Origin of the sequence: Streptomyces sp. NRRL S-118 (genome assembly GCF_000716335.1) — a bacterium.
Classification (GTDB): domain Bacteria; phylum Actinomycetota; class Actinomycetes; order Streptomycetales; family Streptomycetaceae; genus Streptomyces.
Map to the genome: position 1 here is coordinate 60,832 of NZ_KL591015.1, position 16,286 is coordinate 77,117.

The 16,286-nt window shown below is 71.4% G+C and carries 16 protein-coding genes; 8 read left to right on the top strand and 8 right to left on the bottom strand.

Features of this window, described 5'->3' with window-relative positions; all coding sequences use genetic code 11:
• The first annotated feature begins 159 nt into the window (after positions 1–159).
• Positions 160–1,110, top strand: coding sequence for a LysR family transcriptional regulator (locus IH00_RS0123925; protein ID WP_199819802.1), 951 nt, complete (start codon positions 160–162; stop codon positions 1,108–1,110).
• A 288-nt stretch (positions 1,111–1,398) separates the two neighbouring features.
• On the opposite strand, the gene IH00_RS0123930 is transcribed toward IH00_RS0123925, so the two are convergent.
• A complete protein-coding gene (locus tag IH00_RS0123930) occupies positions 1,399–2,628 on the bottom strand; it encodes a serine hydrolase domain-containing protein (RefSeq protein ID WP_031076889.1) in 1,230 nt (409 codons plus the stop codon).
• Between the two features lie 136 nt (positions 2,629–2,764).
• Here IH00_RS0123930 and IH00_RS42860 point away from each other — a divergent pair, with 136 nt between their 5' ends.
• Both IH00_RS42860 and IH00_RS0123940 read left to right on the top strand, forming a co-directional pair.
• On the top strand, positions 2,765–2,908 hold the full coding sequence (locus tag IH00_RS42860; RefSeq protein WP_158827906.1) for a hypothetical protein: 144 nt from the start codon (positions 2,765–2,767) through the stop codon (positions 2,906–2,908).
• A gap of 4 nt (positions 2,909–2,912) precedes the next feature.
• Positions 2,913–3,689 carry a MerR family transcriptional regulator gene (locus tag IH00_RS0123940; protein WP_031076891.1) on the top strand — a complete coding sequence of 259 codons (777 nt, stop codon included), beginning with the start codon at positions 2,913–2,915 and terminating at the stop codon, positions 3,687–3,689.
• A 203-nt stretch (positions 3,690–3,892) separates the two neighbouring features.
• Here the strand turns inward: IH00_RS0123940 and IH00_RS39030 are convergent, their stop codons facing one another.
• Together IH00_RS39030 and sodN are read right to left on the bottom strand one after the other, a co-directional pair.
• Positions 3,893–5,026, bottom strand: a complete 1,134-nt coding sequence (locus tag IH00_RS39030; RefSeq protein ID WP_234334937.1) for a hypothetical protein — start codon at positions 5,024–5,026, stop codon at positions 3,893–3,895.
• A gap of 257 nt (positions 5,027–5,283) precedes the next feature.
• Positions 5,284–5,679 carry a superoxide dismutase, Ni gene (gene sodN, locus IH00_RS0123950; RefSeq protein WP_031076896.1) on the bottom strand — a complete coding sequence of 132 codons (396 nt, stop codon included), beginning with the start codon at positions 5,677–5,679 and terminating at the stop codon, positions 5,284–5,286.
• Between the two features lie 142 nt (positions 5,680–5,821).
• On the opposite strand from sodN, the gene sodX reads away from it, so the two are divergent.
• Complete coding sequence (sodX, locus tag IH00_RS0123955; protein WP_039947358.1) at positions 5,822–6,247, top strand: nickel-type superoxide dismutase maturation protease; 426 nt, start codon at positions 5,822–5,824, stop codon at positions 6,245–6,247.
• On the opposite strand, the gene IH00_RS0123960 is transcribed toward sodX, so the two are convergent.
• On the bottom strand, positions 6,151–6,780 hold the full coding sequence (locus tag IH00_RS0123960) for a CGNR zinc finger domain-containing protein (protein WP_031076899.1): 630 nt from the start codon (positions 6,778–6,780) through the stop codon (positions 6,151–6,153). The genes sodX and IH00_RS0123960 overlap by 97 nt on opposite strands.
• An 85-nt stretch (positions 6,781–6,865) precedes the next feature.
• Between IH00_RS0123960 and IH00_RS0123965 the strand changes: the two genes are divergently transcribed.
• Positions 6,866–7,627: a class I SAM-dependent methyltransferase gene (locus tag IH00_RS0123965; RefSeq protein WP_031076901.1), complete on the top strand. Its 762-nt coding sequence runs from the start codon at positions 6,866–6,868 to the stop codon at positions 7,625–7,627.
• Positions 7,628–7,705: 78 nt separating this feature from the next.
• Here IH00_RS0123965 and IH00_RS0123970 read toward each other — a convergent pair whose 3' ends face one another.
• The 3 genes from IH00_RS0123970 to IH00_RS0123980 all read right to left on the bottom strand — a co-directional run bounded on the left by IH00_RS0123970 (position 7,706) and on the right by IH00_RS0123980 (position 10,778).
• The gene (locus IH00_RS0123970; RefSeq protein WP_031076903.1) at positions 7,706–8,467 is read right to left on the bottom strand and encodes an amino acid ABC transporter ATP-binding protein; all 762 of its coding nucleotides are present in this window, start codon (positions 8,465–8,467) and stop codon (positions 7,706–7,708) included.
• Positions 8,468–8,471: 4 nt separating this feature from the next.
• Entirely contained in the window at positions 8,472–9,335 is an 864-nt protein-coding gene (locus IH00_RS0123975) for an amino acid ABC transporter permease (RefSeq protein WP_052411605.1), read from the bottom strand.
• 474 nt (positions 9,336–9,809) lie between these two features.
• Positions 9,810–10,778 carry an ABC transporter substrate-binding protein gene (locus tag IH00_RS0123980; protein ID WP_031076907.1) on the bottom strand — a complete coding sequence of 323 codons (969 nt, stop codon included), beginning with the start codon at positions 10,776–10,778 and terminating at the stop codon, positions 9,810–9,812.
• A 585-nt stretch (positions 10,779–11,363) separates the two neighbouring features.
• Between IH00_RS0123980 and IH00_RS0123985 the strand changes: the two genes are divergently transcribed.
• From IH00_RS0123985 to IH00_RS0123995, 3 genes are all read left to right on the top strand, one after another.
• Positions 11,364–12,584 (top strand): NAD(P)-dependent malic enzyme, encoded by a 1,221-nt coding sequence (locus IH00_RS0123985; protein ID WP_031076909.1) that lies wholly within the window; start codon positions 11,364–11,366, stop codon positions 12,582–12,584.
• 351 nt (positions 12,585–12,935) lie between these two features.
• Positions 12,936–13,901 carry a zinc-binding dehydrogenase gene (locus IH00_RS0123990; RefSeq protein ID WP_031076911.1) on the top strand — a complete coding sequence of 322 codons (966 nt, stop codon included), beginning with the start codon at positions 12,936–12,938 and terminating at the stop codon, positions 13,899–13,901.
• Between the two features lie 76 nt (positions 13,902–13,977).
• The gene (locus tag IH00_RS0123995) at positions 13,978–15,387 is read left to right on the top strand and encodes a glycoside hydrolase family 5 protein (RefSeq protein WP_031076914.1); all 1,410 of its coding nucleotides are present in this window, start codon (positions 13,978–13,980) and stop codon (positions 15,385–15,387) included.
• A gap of 35 nt (positions 15,388–15,422) precedes the next feature.
• On the opposite strand, the gene IH00_RS0124000 is transcribed toward IH00_RS0123995, so the two are convergent.
• Positions 15,423–16,286, bottom strand: coding sequence for a PadR family transcriptional regulator (locus IH00_RS0124000; RefSeq protein WP_031076916.1), 864 nt, complete (start codon positions 16,284–16,286; stop codon positions 15,423–15,425).

Below are 16,286 nucleotides of genomic sequence, written 5' to 3' on the forward strand. Positions count from 1 at the left end.
GACACGTTCGGTGGGACAGAGTGTCGGGGAGCCCGCGCGCGTACGGATGATGCCAACTCCCGATAGGACAGCGGCATCACGCGTCACCCCGCTCAACAGCCGCTGCCGGCCTCCGTCCTGAGTCTGGTGTGGCGCAAGGTGCCGCCTTACGCTCGGGACATGGAGCTGGAGGTGAGGCACCTTCGGGCGCTGTGCGCCATCGCGGACACGGGAAGCCTGCACAAGGCCGCCCGCCGGCTCGGCACCAGCCAGCCGTCCCTGACGACCCAGTTGCGCCGCATCGAACAGGCCCTGGGGGCGGAGCTGTTCACCCGCGAGCGCACCGGTTGCCGCCCCACCCCGCTGGGCCACGCCGTCCTCAGCCGCGCCCGCCCCCTGGTGGCGCAGCTGGAGCGGCTCGTCAGCGACACCCGCGCCGCCGCCGCGCACGCCGACGGCGTCGCCCGGCTGCGCATCGGCTCCACCGCCAGCCGGGTGCTCGCCGGCTGGTTGCGCCGGCTGCGCGGGCGGCTGCCGGGCACCGACATCACGCTGCAGATGGACGTCTCGGCGGGCGCGCTGCTGCGCGGCCTGGCCGCGGGGCGGCTGGACGTCGCCTTCGTCCACGAGGTGGAGGGCTGTCCGCTGCGGGTGCCGGAGGGGCTGGAGCGGCGCGTCCTGGTGGAGCGCGAGCCGCAGTTCATCTCCCTGCCGAGGGACCACCCGGCCGCCGCCGCGCCGGTCGTGGACCTGGCCGACCTGGCAGGCGACCGGTGGATGGTCGACCCGACGGTGGACGGCGAGTGGGACGGGCTGCGACGGGTGCTGTGGGCGGCGGGGATCGACCCGCCGGTGCTGCACGGCGACTACCACACCGCCGCGTCGCTCATCGTGGCCGGCGAGGCGGTGGCGCCGTGCCAGCCGACGTCGGGGCCGCGCGACGACATGGCGATCCGGCCGTTACGGGACGACCCCCTCGCCGTACGGCTGCTGCTCTACCACCGGCCCGGCACCGAGACCGACGCCGTCTACACCGAGCTCGCCGCCGCGTACCGTGAGGCGGCCCTGGGCACGGCGACGTACCGCCAGTGGCTGTTGCGCCACGGCAGCCCCCTGCTCCCGGCGGCCTGACGGACTGCCGGGAGCAGGCCGGTACGGCGCCATGACCCCCGGGGGACAGCGGTCAACCGCCCGGTCTTCCGCTGCACGGCGCTGACCTGGTCTCTTGGTGATGGATGGCGATGGGGTGCGACGGTCTTGACCGGGTGTCCTGCGGACTGTGTGCGGACCGCCGACGGTGACGTCTGTGCCATCAGTTGGGGCGGAGGTGAGCTCGTTGCAGTTGGCGAGGGGACGCGCCTCGGCCGGCCGGTTGTCTGCGCATGTGGATCGGCCGCATCGTGCTCGGCGAGGTCGGTGTCAGTCGTCGGTGGCCTGGTAGAGCGTGGTCCAGAAGTCGTGGATGAGCCGCGCCGAGTCGGGGGTGGACATCCCGATCTGGGTCAGCAGGATTCCGGTGAGCTGGTTGTCCGGGTCGGCGTAGGCCGTGGTGCCGGTACCTCCGTCCCAGCCGAACTGACCGATGGGGGCGTGGTCGCCACGATGGGTGCGCACTGCCATCCCGAAGCCCCAGCCGCCCTGCTGCCCCTGGCCGACCGTGATGTGGGCGACGTTCCTGTACATGGCGTTCCAGGCGGCTTGTTGCTCGGGCGTGAGGCGGTTGGTGGTCATCAGCTCGACGGCGGGCCGGGACAAGATCCGTTCGCTGCCGTGCATGCCGTGGTTCAGCAGCATCTGGAAGTAGGCGTGGTAGTCGTCGGCGGTGGACACCAGCCCGCCGCCGGCGCCCTGGAACGCCGGAGGCCGACTGCTCCTTCCGCCTTCCGCCTCGTCCCACACGAGGAACTCTCCGGTCTGCGGGTCGGGCCCGTAAAGGGGCGGCAGCCGGTCGATCTTGCCGGCGGGCACGTGGAAACCGGTGTCCTTCATCCCCAGCGGCTCCAGGATGCGTTCGCGCAGGAACGTCTCCAACGGCCGGCCCGCGACCCTGGCGACAAGCACGCCGAGTACCTCGTTGCTGAGGTCGTACTGCCACCGCTCTCCGGGCTGGTACGACAGCGGCAGCTCGCCGAGGCGGCGCATCCACTCGTCCGGTTCGGGCGCCGGCCCGGAGGCGACGCTGTAGTCGAGCCGCTCGAACGTCGCGGCCCTGATCGGGGAGTCCAGCAGGCCGAAATCCACTCCGAGCCCGAACGTCGAGGTCATCAGGTCCCGTACGGTGATCGGGCGCCGGGCCGGCACGGTGTCCTCCAGCGGGCCGTCGGGCCGCTTCAGCACCCGGCGGTCGGCGAGTTCGGGCAGCCATGGATCCACCGGCTCGTCCAGCCGCAGCCTGCACTCGTCGAGCAGGACCATCGCCGCCGCCATCGTGACCGGCTTGGAGGCGGACGCCATCCGGAAGATCGTGTCCCGGCGCATCGGCGCGCCACCGTCACAACGCATCGTGCCGATCGCTTCGACGTGCGTCCGGCCGCCGCGGCTGACCAGGGCGACCAGCCCGGGAATCCTCTTGGACTCGACATGCCGCGCCAGCACCTCGCGCAGTCGGCGGAGCCCTGCTTCGGAGAAGCCGCTGTTGCTCTGGCCCATCATGAATCTCCCTTGTCGACAGTCTTCGACCGAGCCCCTTCGAGGCGGCCATGTGAGGAGCGTGCAGCTTGACCCAAGGTCAAGGTCAATGCCGATCGGGGCCATGGGCTGAGGGGCTCGCGCTACCCTCGCCCCTGTGATCGTCCGCAACCCGTGGCTCAAGGCGAGCGCGAAGGTCGCCGGCGACCAACGCCTATTTCTGCGCAAGGACTTCCAGGCCGCCGCCGTAGCCGTCGCGGTCTGCGAGACCGCGGCCGTCCACGATCCGGAGGTGTGCTGAGCCGATGGCGGACGGGCTCACGATCGGCCAGGCGGCGGCGTTCGTCGGCGTCACGATCAAGACGGTGCGGCACTATCACCGGCTCGGCCTGGTCGCCGAGCCGGAACGTGATGGTTCCGGCTACCGGCGTTACGGGTCGGCCGACCTCCTCCGGTTGGTCCAGGCCCGGACCTTGGCCGGGGCCGGCGTCCCGCTGGCCGAGATCGGTGAGCTCCTCGACGCCGATCCCGAGAGGTTCGCCGCCGCCCTGGACGACGTCCATCACCGGCTCACCGAACGGATCGAGGACCTGATCGCGCGACGCGACACACTGCACCGGCTCGCCCATGGCGACCGGGCCCTGCTGCCCGACCGGGCCTGCACGGTCCTGGACCGACTCGCCGATCTCGGCTTCGGCCCCGACTACGTGGCCGCGCAACGGGAGGCTCTCGTGCTGTCCCGGGCGCTGGTTCCGGAGATCTTCGACAGTTTCCTGACCCTGCTCGAGCACTGGCTGGACGACCCCGAGTTCGTCGAACTGACCAAGCGCGGCCTGGATGCGAGGTCCTGGGATCCCGACGACCCGCGGATCGAGGAGCTTGCGTCCGCGCTGGCCGACAAGCTGCTGGCCGACCCCGCGCCGCTGGCCACGCCGACCGGATTGCGCAAGCAGTCCGACGCCGCCGCCCGGTACGGATTGGTCAACCACCACCGGGAGGACCGGGAGTCGTCCATCGCCCGGCTGAACACGCTGGTAGAGGCGAACCTGCGCGCAGCCGGCATCGATATCCCGCATCAGTGACGGCCGCTCGGCAGAACCGGTGCTGTGGCGAGACGCCCGCCTGCCCCGCCGTGTCCGGACCGGACCGACGATCGGGCGACCCTGCGCGGTGGTGCCCGACTGCACAGCGCGCCGTCGATGGGGAGCCAGGCCGTCCACACCGCCCGCTACGGCCCGTACGAGGTCACCTGCCTCGGCGGGATCCTCGTCCGCCGCCGGTGGGATCAGCCCGGCGGCGGCCAGGGTCCGGCGAGCAGGCGTCCTGCCTCCTCGGTGATCGAGTGCGACAGGGGTTCCCGGTCGCCGTCTCGGATCGTCGCCCAGTCGTTGTAGGCAGCGGTCTTGTCGACCAGCGGCCTGAGCGCCCGGGGCCGGGCCAGAGCGCCCCACCCTTCGTACGTGATCAAGTCGCCGCCGGCGCCGGGGGCCAGGCTGCCGTTCACGATCAGCCGGAGCCACCAGCGGACGAGTTCCCAGCGGGCCGCTTCCCCGGGGAGGTCGGTGGTGTCGGCCGGGAGGTCCTGGAGCAGGCCGAGTTCGCTCAGCACCCGGTCGAATAGGGCGTCGGCCTGCTCGTGCTCGGAGCGTGACAGGCCGGCGAGGAGGGGAAGGGACTCCGTCTCGATGTCGAGGACCAGGGCCGTGAGGCCGGCCTCGATGAGCTGCTCCGGGCGGTGGCGGCGGCCGATCAGACGTTCCAGGGCCAGCATCCGGATGCAGTCGACGGCCTCCTGCGCGGTCATGGCGTACGGCGTGAACGGCGTGGGCGCGGTGACGTCGATACCCGGTCCGCCCTCCACGAAGTACGACCAGAAGCCGACGGTCGCGTGGGCGAGGAGGCCGCTCGACCGGCCGGCGAATTCGTGGTGGATGTAGTCGGTGAGGTCGTTCCCGTACAGGATGATGTCGGTCTGGTGGACGGACAGGACCGGGTGTCCGTACTCGCCCGCCGTGCCGGGCAGGTAGCGGTGTCCGTAGACCGGAACCAGCTTCGGTACGCTCTCCAGCTCGGTCCTGGCGACGCGCAGTGCCTCGGCTTTCCCCGCCGGCCTCGGCGGCCAGGCGGGATGCCAGAACACGTTGTGCTCCACGTCGAAGAGCACGCCCTCCACCGGCCACGCCAGCCGCCCGGCCAGGTCCTCGGGGTCGCCGTTGCGCCAGTCGGGCCACCGCGACGAGCCGCGGGGGAGCCCGGCGGCAAGGAAGACGCGGTGGTCCGCCGAGAAGGTGAAGCCGAACCGTGTCTCGACCGCGTCGAGCTCCCGCTCGGTGAGCCCCGGCCCGATCTCGGTTCGGAGCATGCCCTGGAGGGCACGGGCGGCTTCCGGGGTCAGGTGCGGAGGCGACGATGCGTTCACGCCCGTCAGCGTAGTGAGCGGTGCGGGCGCGCATGCCGAAAATTGTGGCGGCCGACCATCGCCGGGCCGGCGGCGGTCAGCGGTCCTGCCGAGGGCGACGGCAAGCGCGGCGTCGCCGACGAACCCGGCGAGCTTCCGTCCCCGCTGCAAGACCGCACCCGGGCCGTCATGGACGCCGTGCTCGGCGACCTGCGGTCCGGGTGCGGGCAGCTAAGCGGCACGGCCCGTGAACGTGCACGCAGGCCGCCTAGTGGAGATCAGGCCTTCTTGGTCTCCCAGAAGATCTTGTCGATCTCGGCGATGAGCTCGAGGGCCTTCTCGCCCGTCTTCGGGTCCGTCGAGGCCTTGGCCGCGGACAGCGCCTTCAGAGTGTCGTTGACCAGCTGGTGCAGCTGCGGGTACTTCTCGAAATGCGGGGCCTTGAAGTAGTCGCTCCACAGCACGGAGACGTGGTGCTTGGCCAGCTCCGCGCGCTGCTCCTTGATGACCGTGGCGCGGGCCTGGAAGTGGGGGTCGTCGTTGGCCTGCATCTTCTCCTGCGTGGCCTTGACCGACTCGGCCTCGATGCGGGCCTGGGCCGGGTCGTAGACACCGCAGGGGAGGTCGCAGTGCGCGCTGACCTTCACCTTCGGGGCAAACAGGCGGGAGAGCATTGAGCTGTCCTTCCTCGTGATCGTCTTCTCAGGTGGGACATTACTCCGTGGGGGTCGGCTTTTCGCGGGTGCCCCCGGGTGCTTAGGACAAAAGTCCAGGGCCACCATGGGACTCGTGGAGGAAGGACCTGGAGGTGCAGGAATGACGGAGCAGGGGCGGGAGACCGGGGTGCCGTTCGGGATCGCCGAGGTCACGGGGCTCTCCATGGTGCCGACGCTCCGGCACGGGGACCAGTTGCTGGTGCACTACGGCGCCGAGCTGCGCGCCGGGCAGGTGGCCGTGCTGCGGCACCCCCTCCAGCAGGACCTGCTCATCGTGAAGCGGCTGGTCGAGCGGCGCCGCGAGGGGTGGTGGGTGCTCGGGGACAACCCGGACGCGGACGTGGTGGACAGCCGGGCGTTCGGAGCGGTGCCGGCCGAGCTGGTGCTGGGACGGGTACGGGCCCGGTACCGGGGCATCCGCCCCGGGCGTCAGCGGTCGCTCGGGGTGGTGCTCGCCTGGCTGGTGTCCGCGGTCCGCCTCGTGCCGGCCGACCGCTCCGTCTCCAGGCGCTTGCGGGCCCGGTAGGCGGCGACGTTGGCGCGTGTCGCACAGCGGTCGGAGCAGTAGCGGCGGGAGCGGTTGGTGGAGGTGTCCAGGTACGCGTTGCGGCACGGGGCCGCCTGGCACAGGCCGAGCCGGTCGGCGCCGAACTCGGTGAGGTGGATCGCCAGCCCCATCGCGGCGATCGCGGCGTACCCGGCGGTGGCGTTGGACGGGTGGTCCGCCAGGTGCATGTGCCAGCGCGGCCGGCCCTGGTCGTCCAGGTAGTCGTGGCCCGAGATCTGCGGGCTCACCGGGAACTCCAGGAGCAACGAGTTCAGCAGGTCCACGGCCTGCGTCTGGTCGCCCGCGTCGGCCGCCGTGAACACCGCGCGCAGCCGGCTCCGCACGGACCGGAAACGGGTCACGTCCGCGTCCGTCGCGCGCCGCGCCATCTGCGACGCCTCGCCGAACAGGGCGCGGACCGCGTCGACGGAGGTGAGGGAGTCCTTGTTGCGCGCCGGCTCCTCGGTGTTCACCAGACGTACGGCGTAATCCGAGTAAGAGGCCAGTTCCACTTGTAGTCCTTACGGCGGCGGTCTAGGGTCGGAGCAACGGGCTTGTAAGAGACCCATCACTGACGAGGGTATTACGGAGGTCGTGGTGACGGAGACGGTCGCGGGCACCGACTGGCAGGCGTGGCAGGAGAGCTGGGACCGCCAGCAGGAGTGGTACATGCCCGACCGCGAGGAGCGGTTCCGGGTCATGCTCGACATGGTGGAGGCGATCACCGGGCCCGCGCCGAGGGTGCTCGACCTCGCGTGCGGTACGGGGAGTATCACGGACCGGCTCCTCAAAAGGTTCCCGGACGCCACCAGCACCGGCGTCGACCTCGACCCGGCGCTCCTCGCCATCGCCGAGGGCTGCTTCGCCGGGGACGACCGGGTCCGTCTCGTACGGGCCGACCTGAACGACCCGGGCTGGATCCGGGCGCTGCCCCACGACTCGTACGACGCCGTCCTGACCGCCACCGCCCTGCACTGGCTGCGCGCCGAACCGCTCACCGCGCTGTACGGACAGCTCGGCGGCCTCGTCCGTGAGGGCGGCGTCTTCATGAACGCCGACCGCATGCGCGACGGGTCCACCCCCCGCATCGACGCCGCCGAGCGCGCCCACCGCCACGCCGCCATGGACCGCGCCAAGGCCGGCGGCGCGCTCGACTGGTCCGCCTGGTGGGAGCTCGCCGCCGCGGACCCGGTCCTCGCCGCGCCGACCGCCGAGCGTTTCGCGATCTACGGGGAGCACGCCGAGGGTGACACCCCCTCCCTCGACTGGCACGTGCGCACCCTGCGCGGCGCCGGCTTCGCCGAGGCGCGGGCCGTGTGGTGCTCGCCCTCGGACTCCCTGGTGCTGGCGCTGAAGTAGCCGGGTCCGGCCGGAGGGGCCGGACACGGGCGAAGGGGCGGTACGGGCCGAAGCCGTACCGCCCCTTCGCCGTCGCCGTCAGAGCACCTTGGACAGGAACGCCTTCGTACGGTCGTGCTGCGGGTTGGTCAGGACGTCGCGCGGGTTGCCCGACTCGACCACCACGCCACCGTCCATGAACACCAGCGAGTCGCCCACCTCACGGGCGAAGCCCATCTCGTGGGTGACCACGACCATGGTCATGCCCGACTCCGCGAGGTCCCGCATGACGTCCAGCACGTCGCCCACCAGCTCCGGGTCGAGCGCCGAGGTGGGCTCGTCGAAGAGCATCAGCTTCGGCTCCATCGCCAGCGCGCGGGCGATGGCCACGCGCTGCTGCTGGCCGCCGGAGAGCTGCGAGGGGTAGTTGCCGGCCTTGTCGGCCAGGCCGACCCGGTCCAGCAGCTTGGCCGCCCGCTCCCGGGCGACGGCCTTCGCCTCACCCTTGACCTGGATCGGCGCCTCCATGACGTTCTCGATCGCCGTCATGTGCGGGAACAGGTTGAAGCGCTGGAAGACCATGCCGATGTCGCGCCGCTGGAGCGCCACCTCGCTGTCCTTCAGCTCGTACAGCTTGTCGCCCTTCTGGCGGTAGCCGACGAGCTCGCCGTCGACGTACAGCCGGCCGGCGTTGATCTTCTCCAGGTGGTTGATGCACCTCAGGAAGGTGGACTTGCCGGAACCGGAGGGGCCGATCAGGCAGAACACCTCGCCGTTGTTCACCTCCAGGTCGATGCCCTTGAGGATGTGTGCTGCGCCGTAGGACTTGTGCACGCCCTCGGCCTTGACCATCGCAGTCATCTGTTCACCGCCACAGGTTCGAGAGGGAGAGCACGTTCGCCTTGACCTTCTGCCACGGCGTGGGCGGCAGCGTGCGCAGCGAGCCGCGTGCGTAGTGCCTCTCCACGTAGTACTGGCCGACGCTGAAGACGCTGGTCAGGGCCAGGTACCACACGGAGGCCACGATCAGCATCTCCATGATGGCGAACGATGTCGAACCGATGTTCTGCGCGGCCCGCAGGAGCTCCGTGTACTGCACGGCGGAGACCAGCGAGGACGTCTTGAGCAGGTTGATGAACTCGTTGCCGGTCGGCGGGACGATCACGCGCATGGCCTGCGGCAGGACGATGCGCCGCATGGTCCTGCCGTTCTTCATGCCGAGCGCGTGCGCCGCCTCGGTCTGGCCCTCGTCGACGGACTGGATGCCGGCCCGGACGATCTCCGCCATGTAGGCACCCTCGTTCAGGCCGAGGCCCAGCAGGGCCACCATGAACGGGGTCATGACATCGACCATCTCGTCCTTGTAGAACCCGAGATTGAGGATGGGGAAGATCAGCGCCAGGTTGAACCAGACCAGCAGCTGCACGAAGACGGGGGTGCCGCGGAAGAACCAGATGTAGAGCCACGCCACGGCCCCGGTCACCGGGTTCTTCGACAGCCGCATCACCGCGAAGACGACGCCGAGGACCAGGCCGATCGCCATCGACAGCACGCTGATCAGCAGGGTGTTGCCGAGGCCGATCAGGATCCGCTCGTCGAAGATGAACTCCCCGACGGTCGCCCAGCGCAGGTCGCCCTGGGCGAAGGCGGAGACCAGGGTGGCCAGCAGCGCCACCACGATCACACCGCTCACCCAGCGGCCCCAGTGCCGGACCGGGATGGCCTTGATCTGCTCGGGGAGCGTGTCGGACTTGGCGAGGCTGCCCGGCCCCGCCTCCTTGGCGACCCCGGCGGGCTTGGCCGGGGCGGCCCCCGCGGGCTCGGCGGCGGTCTTCGCCGCCGCCCTCGCGGGGCGGGCCTCCTCGGACTCGCCCGTGGACTTGCCCCCGGACTCACCCTTGGACTCGCCCTCGGGCTCGCCCTCCGGTGCCGCGGCTGCGGCACCCTCGGACGCGGCGGCGGCGTCGGCGGGCGCTGCCGCGTCCTCGGACGCCGCGCCCTCGGCGGGCGCCGGCTTGTCGGCCGTGGCCTCGCCGGCTGCGGCCTCGCCGGCCGTCGGCTCGGCGGGCGTGGCCGCCTCCGCGGGCGAGGCGTCCGCCGGCGGGTCCCCGGCGGGTGGTTCTTCGGCGGGGGCCTTGTCGAACTTGTCAGTCACCGTGACTGCCCTTCAGTGGTACACGAGAGTGGTACGAAATGCTGAAGATCACTTACCGGCGTTGATGGTCGCCTCGGTGACCGCACTGCTCTTGACGTCCCACTTCTCCAGCACCTTGGCGTACTCACCGTTCTTGATGATCGCGTCCAGCGCTTCCTTGATCGCGTCACGCAGCTGCGTGTTGTCCTTGTCGACGGCGATGCCGAAGGGGGCAGCCTGGGTCTGGCCACCGGTGACCTCGAAGTCGTTGCCGCCGCCGGCGGTCTTCGCGATGTACGCGGCGACCGGGTAGTCGTTCATGTCGGCGACCGCGCCGCCGGACTTCACACGGGTCTGCGCCTCGGCGTCCGTGTCGAACGCCTCGATCGCGAGCTTGCCCTTCTTGTCCTTGTCGCACTTGACGGCCTGCTGCTTGAAGGTGTCCTCGTAGGTGGTGCCCCGCTGGACCGCCACCTTCTTGCCGCAGAGGTCGTCGAGGGTCTTGATGTTCTGCGGGTTGCCCTTCTTGACCAGCAGGGAGACGCCGGAATTGAAGTAGTCGACGAAGTCGACGCCCTTTCCGACCTTCTTGCCCTTGTCGTCCAGGCCCTCCTGGCGGGCCTTGGTGTCGCTCATCGCGGACATGACGAGGTCCTGGCGGCCCGTGTTCAGGGACGAGATCAGGCCGTCGAACGTGCCGCTCGTGAACTTGAACTCAACCCCGAGCTGCTTGCCGAGCGCGGCGGCGATGTCGGGGTCGATACCGACGATCTTGCCGCCCTCCTCGAACTCCATCGGGGCGTACTGGGCGTCGGTGCCGACCTTGATGACGCCGGCGTCCTGGTACTTCTTCGGCAGCTTGTCGAAGAGCGGTGCGGAGCTGACGGCCTTGCCGGGCTCGGTGGTCCCCGTCGTGCCGCCGCCGTTCGTCTGGTCGCCACAGGCGCTCAGCAGCAGGGCGCCGGCGACCGCGATGGCTCCGACCGCGGCGGTTCGGGACTTCGCAGCGGTGGTGCGGCGGGTGGTGCTTGCGGTCATGGTCGGTTTCCTCCGGCTTAAGAGCGGCGTATGAGGGGTTGCCCAACTGTCGGCACATGGTCGGGGCACGCACCTTCGGGTGTCGCGACCTCGTGTGATTACGGCATCTTGCCATTCGGACTAGCCCAAACAGGGGGCCAGGCATGTCAAAATCGGATAACGGGAGACCCCCGAACCCCTACAGGCCGGTACATCAGGGCCGGACCTTCTACGGGGCTACCTTCGCCCGGCCGGAAAATCTTCGGTTGATCTCGTCATGCGGACGGGATTGCGGTTGCAATCCAGGTGGCGTACTGACTTGTCCAGATATTGATGCATGAGTCGCCTCATCGCCACTGGACGTGTCCGAATGCCGGGGCGTCCGCTCTCCGGATACCGACTCGTCTGCGGACGTGTCCGTCCGGTAAGAAGGATCCTTACACCCCTCATCCGGGGCTCAGGGCGCGTGTGCGGCGCGCCCGCGCGTACGTACCTCCCCCCGACAGGGCAGCCCGATCGCCTGGTCGGGGCACGGACGCGGTGCCCGCCCACCCCTCCTCAACCAGGAGCGGCCACCCTCAACATGAAGACTTAAGGGGTCAACAAATGGCAGCGGAGATCGTCAACCCTCGCACCGACGGTGGCGAGGGCTCTTCCGACGAGCCCTTCGATCCGGCATTCGATCCGGCATTCGCCCTCCACCGGGGCGGCAAGATGGCCGTGCAGGCCACCGTGCCCGTGCGGGACAAGGACGACCTGTCCCTCGCGTACACGCCCGGCGTCGCCAAAGTGTGCAGCGCCATCGCCGAGCAGCCCGAGCTCGTGCACGACTACACCTGGAAGTCCCAGGTCGTCGCCGTCGTGACCGACGGCACGGCCGTGCTGGGACTCGGTGACATCGGCCCGGAGGCGTCGCTTCCGGTCATGGAGGGGAAAGCGATCCTCTTCAAGCAGTTCGGCGGCGTGGACGCGGTGCCGATCGCGCTCGCCACCACCGACGTGGACGAGATCGTCGACACGGTCGTCCGCCTCGCGCCCTCGTTCGGCGGAGTGAACCTCGAGGACATCTCGGCGCCCCGCTGCTTCGACGTCGAGCGCAAGCTGCAGGAGCGCCTCGACATCCCCGTCTTCCACGACGACCAGCACGGCACCGCCGTGGTGACCCTGGCCGCCCTGCGCAACGCCGCCAAGCTGACCGGGCGGGGCCTGGGCGACCTGCGCGCGGTCATCTCCGGCGCGGGCGCCGCGGGTGTCGCCATCGCCAAGATGCTGCTGGAGGCCGGCCTCGGCGACGTGGCGGTCGCGGACCGCAAGGGCATCGTCAGCCGCGACCGCGACGACCTCACGCCGGTGAAGCGCGAGCTCGCCGAGCTGACCAACCGCGCGGGGCTCTCCGGCTCCCTGGAGACCGCGCTGGCCGGCGCGGACGTCTTCATCGGCGTCTCGGGCGGCACGGTGCCGGAGGCGGCGATCGCCGCCATGGCGCCGAACTCGTTCGTCTTCGCCATGGCCAACCCGAACCCCGAGGTGCACCCCGACGTCGCGCACAAGTACGCGGCGGTCGTGGCGACCGGGCGGTCCGACTACCCGAACCAGATCAACAACGTGCTCGCCTTCCCCGGGATCTTCGCGGGCGCGCTGCAGGTGCGGGCGTCGCGGATCACCGAGGGCATGAAGATCGCCGCGGCGAACGCGCTGGCGGACGTGGTCGGCGACCAGCTCGCCGCGGACTACGTGATCCCCTCGCCGTTCGACGAGCGCGTCGCCCCGGCCGTCACGGCCGCGGTGGCGGCCGCCGCCCGCGCGGAGGGCGTCGCTCGCCGCTGACGCGCCGCACGGTTCTCCGAGGGCCGCGCCGTACCCCCACCCGGGGGCGCGGCGCGGCCCTCCGCGTTGCGGGCGCGGGCGGGCGCCTCCCGGCTGCGGGCGGGGCCTCCCGGCTGCGGGCGGGGCCTTCCGCCTTGCGGGCGGAACCCTCCGGCTTGCGGACGCGGGCGGGTCGGTGCACGCCACCGCCGCGGGCGAGGCCGGCTCCGGGGCCGGGCGCGGTGCACGCCACACCGGAGGCGGTCCGGCTCCCGGTCCGGGTCGGTGCACGTCACACCGGAGGCGGGGCTGACGTACGTCACACCGGTGCGCGGTTCCGCAGCGCCCGGGTGCCGCCCTAACCTCAAGGTCATGTTCGCTGCCTACGCCGCCCGAATCGACCGCGATCAGCCCCTGAACGGCCTGGAGCTGGGCGAACGCCCCGCGCCCGAGGTCCGTCCCGGCTGGACCACCGTCACCGTCAAGGCCGCCTCCCTCAACCACCACGACCTGTGGTCGCTCCGGGGGGTCGGGCTCGCCGAGGACAAGCTGCCCATGATCCTCGGCTGCGACGCCGCCGGGATCGACGAGCAGGGCCGCGAGGTCGTCGTCCACTCCGTCATCGGGCAGAGCGGGCACGGCGTCGGACCGGACGAGCCCCGCTCCATCCTCACCGAGCGTTACCAGGGCACCTTCGCCGAGAAGGTCGCCGTCCCGGCGTGGAACGTCCTGCCGAAGCCGAAGGAGCTGTCCTTCGCGGAGGCCGCCTGCCTGCCGACCGCATGGCTCACCGCGTACCGGATGCTGTTCACCAACGCCGGCGTCCGCCCCGGCGACTCGGTCCTCGTCCAGGGCGCGGGCGGTGGCGTCGCCACCGCGGCGATCGTCCTGGGCAAGGCGGCCGGCCTGCGCGTCTTCGCCACCAGCCGCGACGAGGCCAAGCGCAAGCGCGCCGTGGAGCTCGGGGCCCTGGAGGCGTACGAACCGGGCGCGCGGCTGCCGCAGCGGGTGGACGCCGTCATCGAGACGGTCGGCGCGGCCACCTGGTCGCACTCGGTCAAGTCCCTGCGGCCCGGTGGCACGCTGGTGATCTCGGGCGCGACGAGCGGCGACCGCCCGTCGCACGCCGAGCTGACCCGCATCTTCTTCCTGGAGCTGAAGGTCGTCGGTTCGACCATGGGCTCCAAGGACGAGCTGGAGGACCTCCTCGCCTTCTGCGCGGCGACGGGCGTACGTCCGGTCATCGACGAGGTGCTGCCGCTGGACCGGGCGCGCGAGGGCTTCGAGAAGATGGCGGCCGGCGACCTCTTCGGAAAGATCGTCCTCACGATGGCCTGATGACGGCGTGACAGCCTCTTGATGGTTCGTCAGTTCTGCTGATGGGATCTCCGGCACCCGACGCCGGAGGTCCCTCATGCGCACCGTCGCTCTCGCCCTGGCCGCCCTGCTGACCCTCGCCCCCGCCGCCCCGGCCCACGCCGACCGTACGGACCGCGTGAACCGAGTGGACCGTGTGAACCGAGCGGACCGAGTGGACCGTACGGGCATCCCGGAACTGACCGACGACCGCGGCCGTGTCCTGACACTGCGCGGCTGGAACGTCGAGGACAAGACGCACCGCGGCGACGCCGCGCTCTCCGCCATCACCGAGCGACACTTCCGCGACATGCGGGCCCGGGGCTTCAACTTCGCCCGGCTGCTGGTGTTCTGGGACGACCTGGAGCCCGAGCGCGGCCGCTACAGCGGGGCGTACCTGCGCAGGATCGAGCGGATCCTGGACTGGGCGGAGCGGTACGGCATCCAGGTCCTGATCGACGCCCACCAGGACGTCTTCGGCCCGGCCTTCGGCCACCGCGGCATCCCGGAGTGGGCCACCCGCACCGACGGACTGCCCTTCACGCCGCACCCGGGCGACTGGTTCGCCGAGTACTTCGAACCGGCGGTGCAGCGAGCCTTCACGCACCTGTACGAGGACGAGGACCTGCGCCGCGCCCAGGCACGCATGTGGCGCGTGCTGGCCGGCCGGTTCGCGCACCACCCGGCGGTCCTCGGCTACGACCTGATCAACGAGCCGATGGGGGAGCTGCGGGACGGCGAGGACCTGGCGACGGCCGCGCGCCGCATCGAGCGCGACCACCTCACCCCGATGTACAACCGCCTCGCGGACGCGGTGCGCGTGGCCGACGACGACAACTGGGTCTTCGTCGAGCCGACCCCGATCGTCGGCGAGGGCGTCCCCACGGGCCTCGGGAGGATCGAGGACCCGAAGGTCGTCTACGCCCCGCACTTCTACAACACCGCGATGGAGGCGGGCGCGGACTACGACCCGGCGGCGCGCTGGATCGAGTCGTACGAGGCGGCGGTGACGGCGTACCCCGAGGAGTACGGGGTGCCGGTCGTCGTGGGGGAGTGGGGGCCGCTGAACAACGCACTGCCGAACATGGGCCGCTTCTACCGCGAGGCGCTCGCCTCCCTGAACCGCTGGTCCTCGGGGTGGGCGGGGTACGTGTGGTGCTACGGCGGCGGGTACTGCGCCGTGGACGGCGCCGGTGCCTGGCGTACGAACAAGGAGCGGACAGCGGCGCCCTACGCCGGGGCGGTGGCGGGGCGGGTGGTCTCGCGGTCGCCGGAGCGGCTGGTGTACGTCGCCGGCCGCGGCGGTGCGACGGAACTGTCCCTGCCGCCGGCCCCGACCGGCTGGCGGGTGGAGGTGGCGGGCCGGGCATGGCCGCGGACGACGGTGGTGGGCCCCGGGACGGCGCACCGGGTGGCGGTACGGGCGGTGCCCGGGGCGGCCGTGACCGTCACCGTCACACGGGGCTGACGCCCCGGGGCGGCACCGGCCGCGCCCGGTACGCGTCAGTCGCGTGGCCCCCGCAGCAGGGCGGTTATGCGGGCCGCCGCCGTGGAGAGGTGGCGGCGGGCCTCGGAGAGCTGGGACGCCGTCACGCCGTGGTCGCGGGCCGCGTCGCGGATGTCGTCGCGGAAGCGGTCCAGCAGGCGCTCCAGGTCGCGGGCGGCGTCGCCCGAGGCGGGCACGTCCTCCCATGCGGGGGCCCCGGGCGGCTCGGGTTCGGCCCGGGACGGCCGCGCCGTGTTCGGCGTACCGCCCCCGAACAGGCCGGACAGCCGGCCGGTCAGGTCGGAGAGGGCCGAGGGCCACTCGCCCGTCGCGATGTGGTCCTGGACCTGCTGGGCGATGCGCTGCATCTCCCGGCGGGCCGTGTCCCGCGCCTCCTCGGCCTGGTGCCGCGCCCGCTTCGCCTCCTCGCGGGCCTTGCGCGACTCCTCCTTCGCCCGCCGGGCCTGCTCCTGCCAGGACGTCGCCCGGTGCGTGCGCGTCTCGCTCGCCGCGGCCCGCATCTCGCTGCGCAGCTTGCCCGCCGCCCCGCGCACGTCGTCGCGGATCTCGGCGGCGAGTTCGGAGACGGACTCGCGGATCTCCTGTTCCAGGTCGGCCAGCTCGTCGCCGCGGCCCGCCAGCTCCGCACGCCCGGCGTCGGTGATCGAGTACACCTTGCGGCCGCCCTCGGTGGCGTGTGTGACCAGGCCCTCGGCCTCCAGCTTGGCCAGCCGCGGGTAGACCGTGCCGGCGGACGGCGCGTACAGCCCGTGGAAGCGTTCCTCCAGGAGCCGGATCACCTCGTAGCCGTGGCGGGGAGCCTCGTCGAGGAGCTTCAGCAGGTACAGCCGCAGGCGGCCGTGGGCGAAGACCGGCGGCAT

What these genes read in the sequence shown, in the direction of transcription:
- IH00_RS0123925 (WP_199819802.1), top strand. Translation starts at nt 160, where the DNA reads ATGGAGCTGGAGGTGAGGCACCTTCGGGCGCTGTGCGCCATCGCGGAC.
- IH00_RS0123930 (WP_031076889.1), bottom strand. Translation starts at nt 2,628, where the DNA reads ATGGGCCAGAGCAACAGCGGCTTCTCCGAAGCAGGGCTCCGCCGACTG.
- IH00_RS0123940 (WP_031076891.1), top strand. Translation starts at nt 2,913, where the DNA reads ATGGCGGACGGGCTCACGATCGGCCAGGCGGCGGCGTTCGTCGGCGTC.
- sodN (WP_031076896.1), bottom strand. Translation starts at nt 5,679, where the DNA reads ATGCTCTCCCGCCTGTTTGCCCCGAAGGTGAAGGTCAGCGCGCACTGC.
- sodX (WP_039947358.1), top strand. Translation starts at nt 5,822, where the DNA reads ATGACGGAGCAGGGGCGGGAGACCGGGGTGCCGTTCGGGATCGCCGAG.
- IH00_RS0123970 (WP_031076903.1), bottom strand. Translation starts at nt 8,467, where the DNA reads ATGACTGCGATGGTCAAGGCCGAGGGCGTGCACAAGTCCTACGGCGCA.
- IH00_RS0123980 (WP_031076907.1), bottom strand. Translation starts at nt 10,778, where the DNA reads ATGACCGCAAGCACCACCCGCCGCACCACCGCTGCGAAGTCCCGAACC.
- IH00_RS0123985 (WP_031076909.1), top strand. Translation starts at nt 11,364, where the DNA reads ATGGCAGCGGAGATCGTCAACCCTCGCACCGACGGTGGCGAGGGCTCT.
- IH00_RS0123990 (WP_031076911.1), top strand. Translation starts at nt 12,936, where the DNA reads ATGTTCGCTGCCTACGCCGCCCGAATCGACCGCGATCAGCCCCTGAAC.
- IH00_RS0123995 (WP_031076914.1), top strand. Translation starts at nt 13,978, where the DNA reads ATGCGCACCGTCGCTCTCGCCCTGGCCGCCCTGCTGACCCTCGCCCCC.
- IH00_RS0124000 (WP_031076916.1), bottom strand. Translation starts at nt 16,286, where the DNA reads ATGCCGCCGGTCTTCGCCCACGGCCGCCTGCGGCTGTACCTGCTGAAG.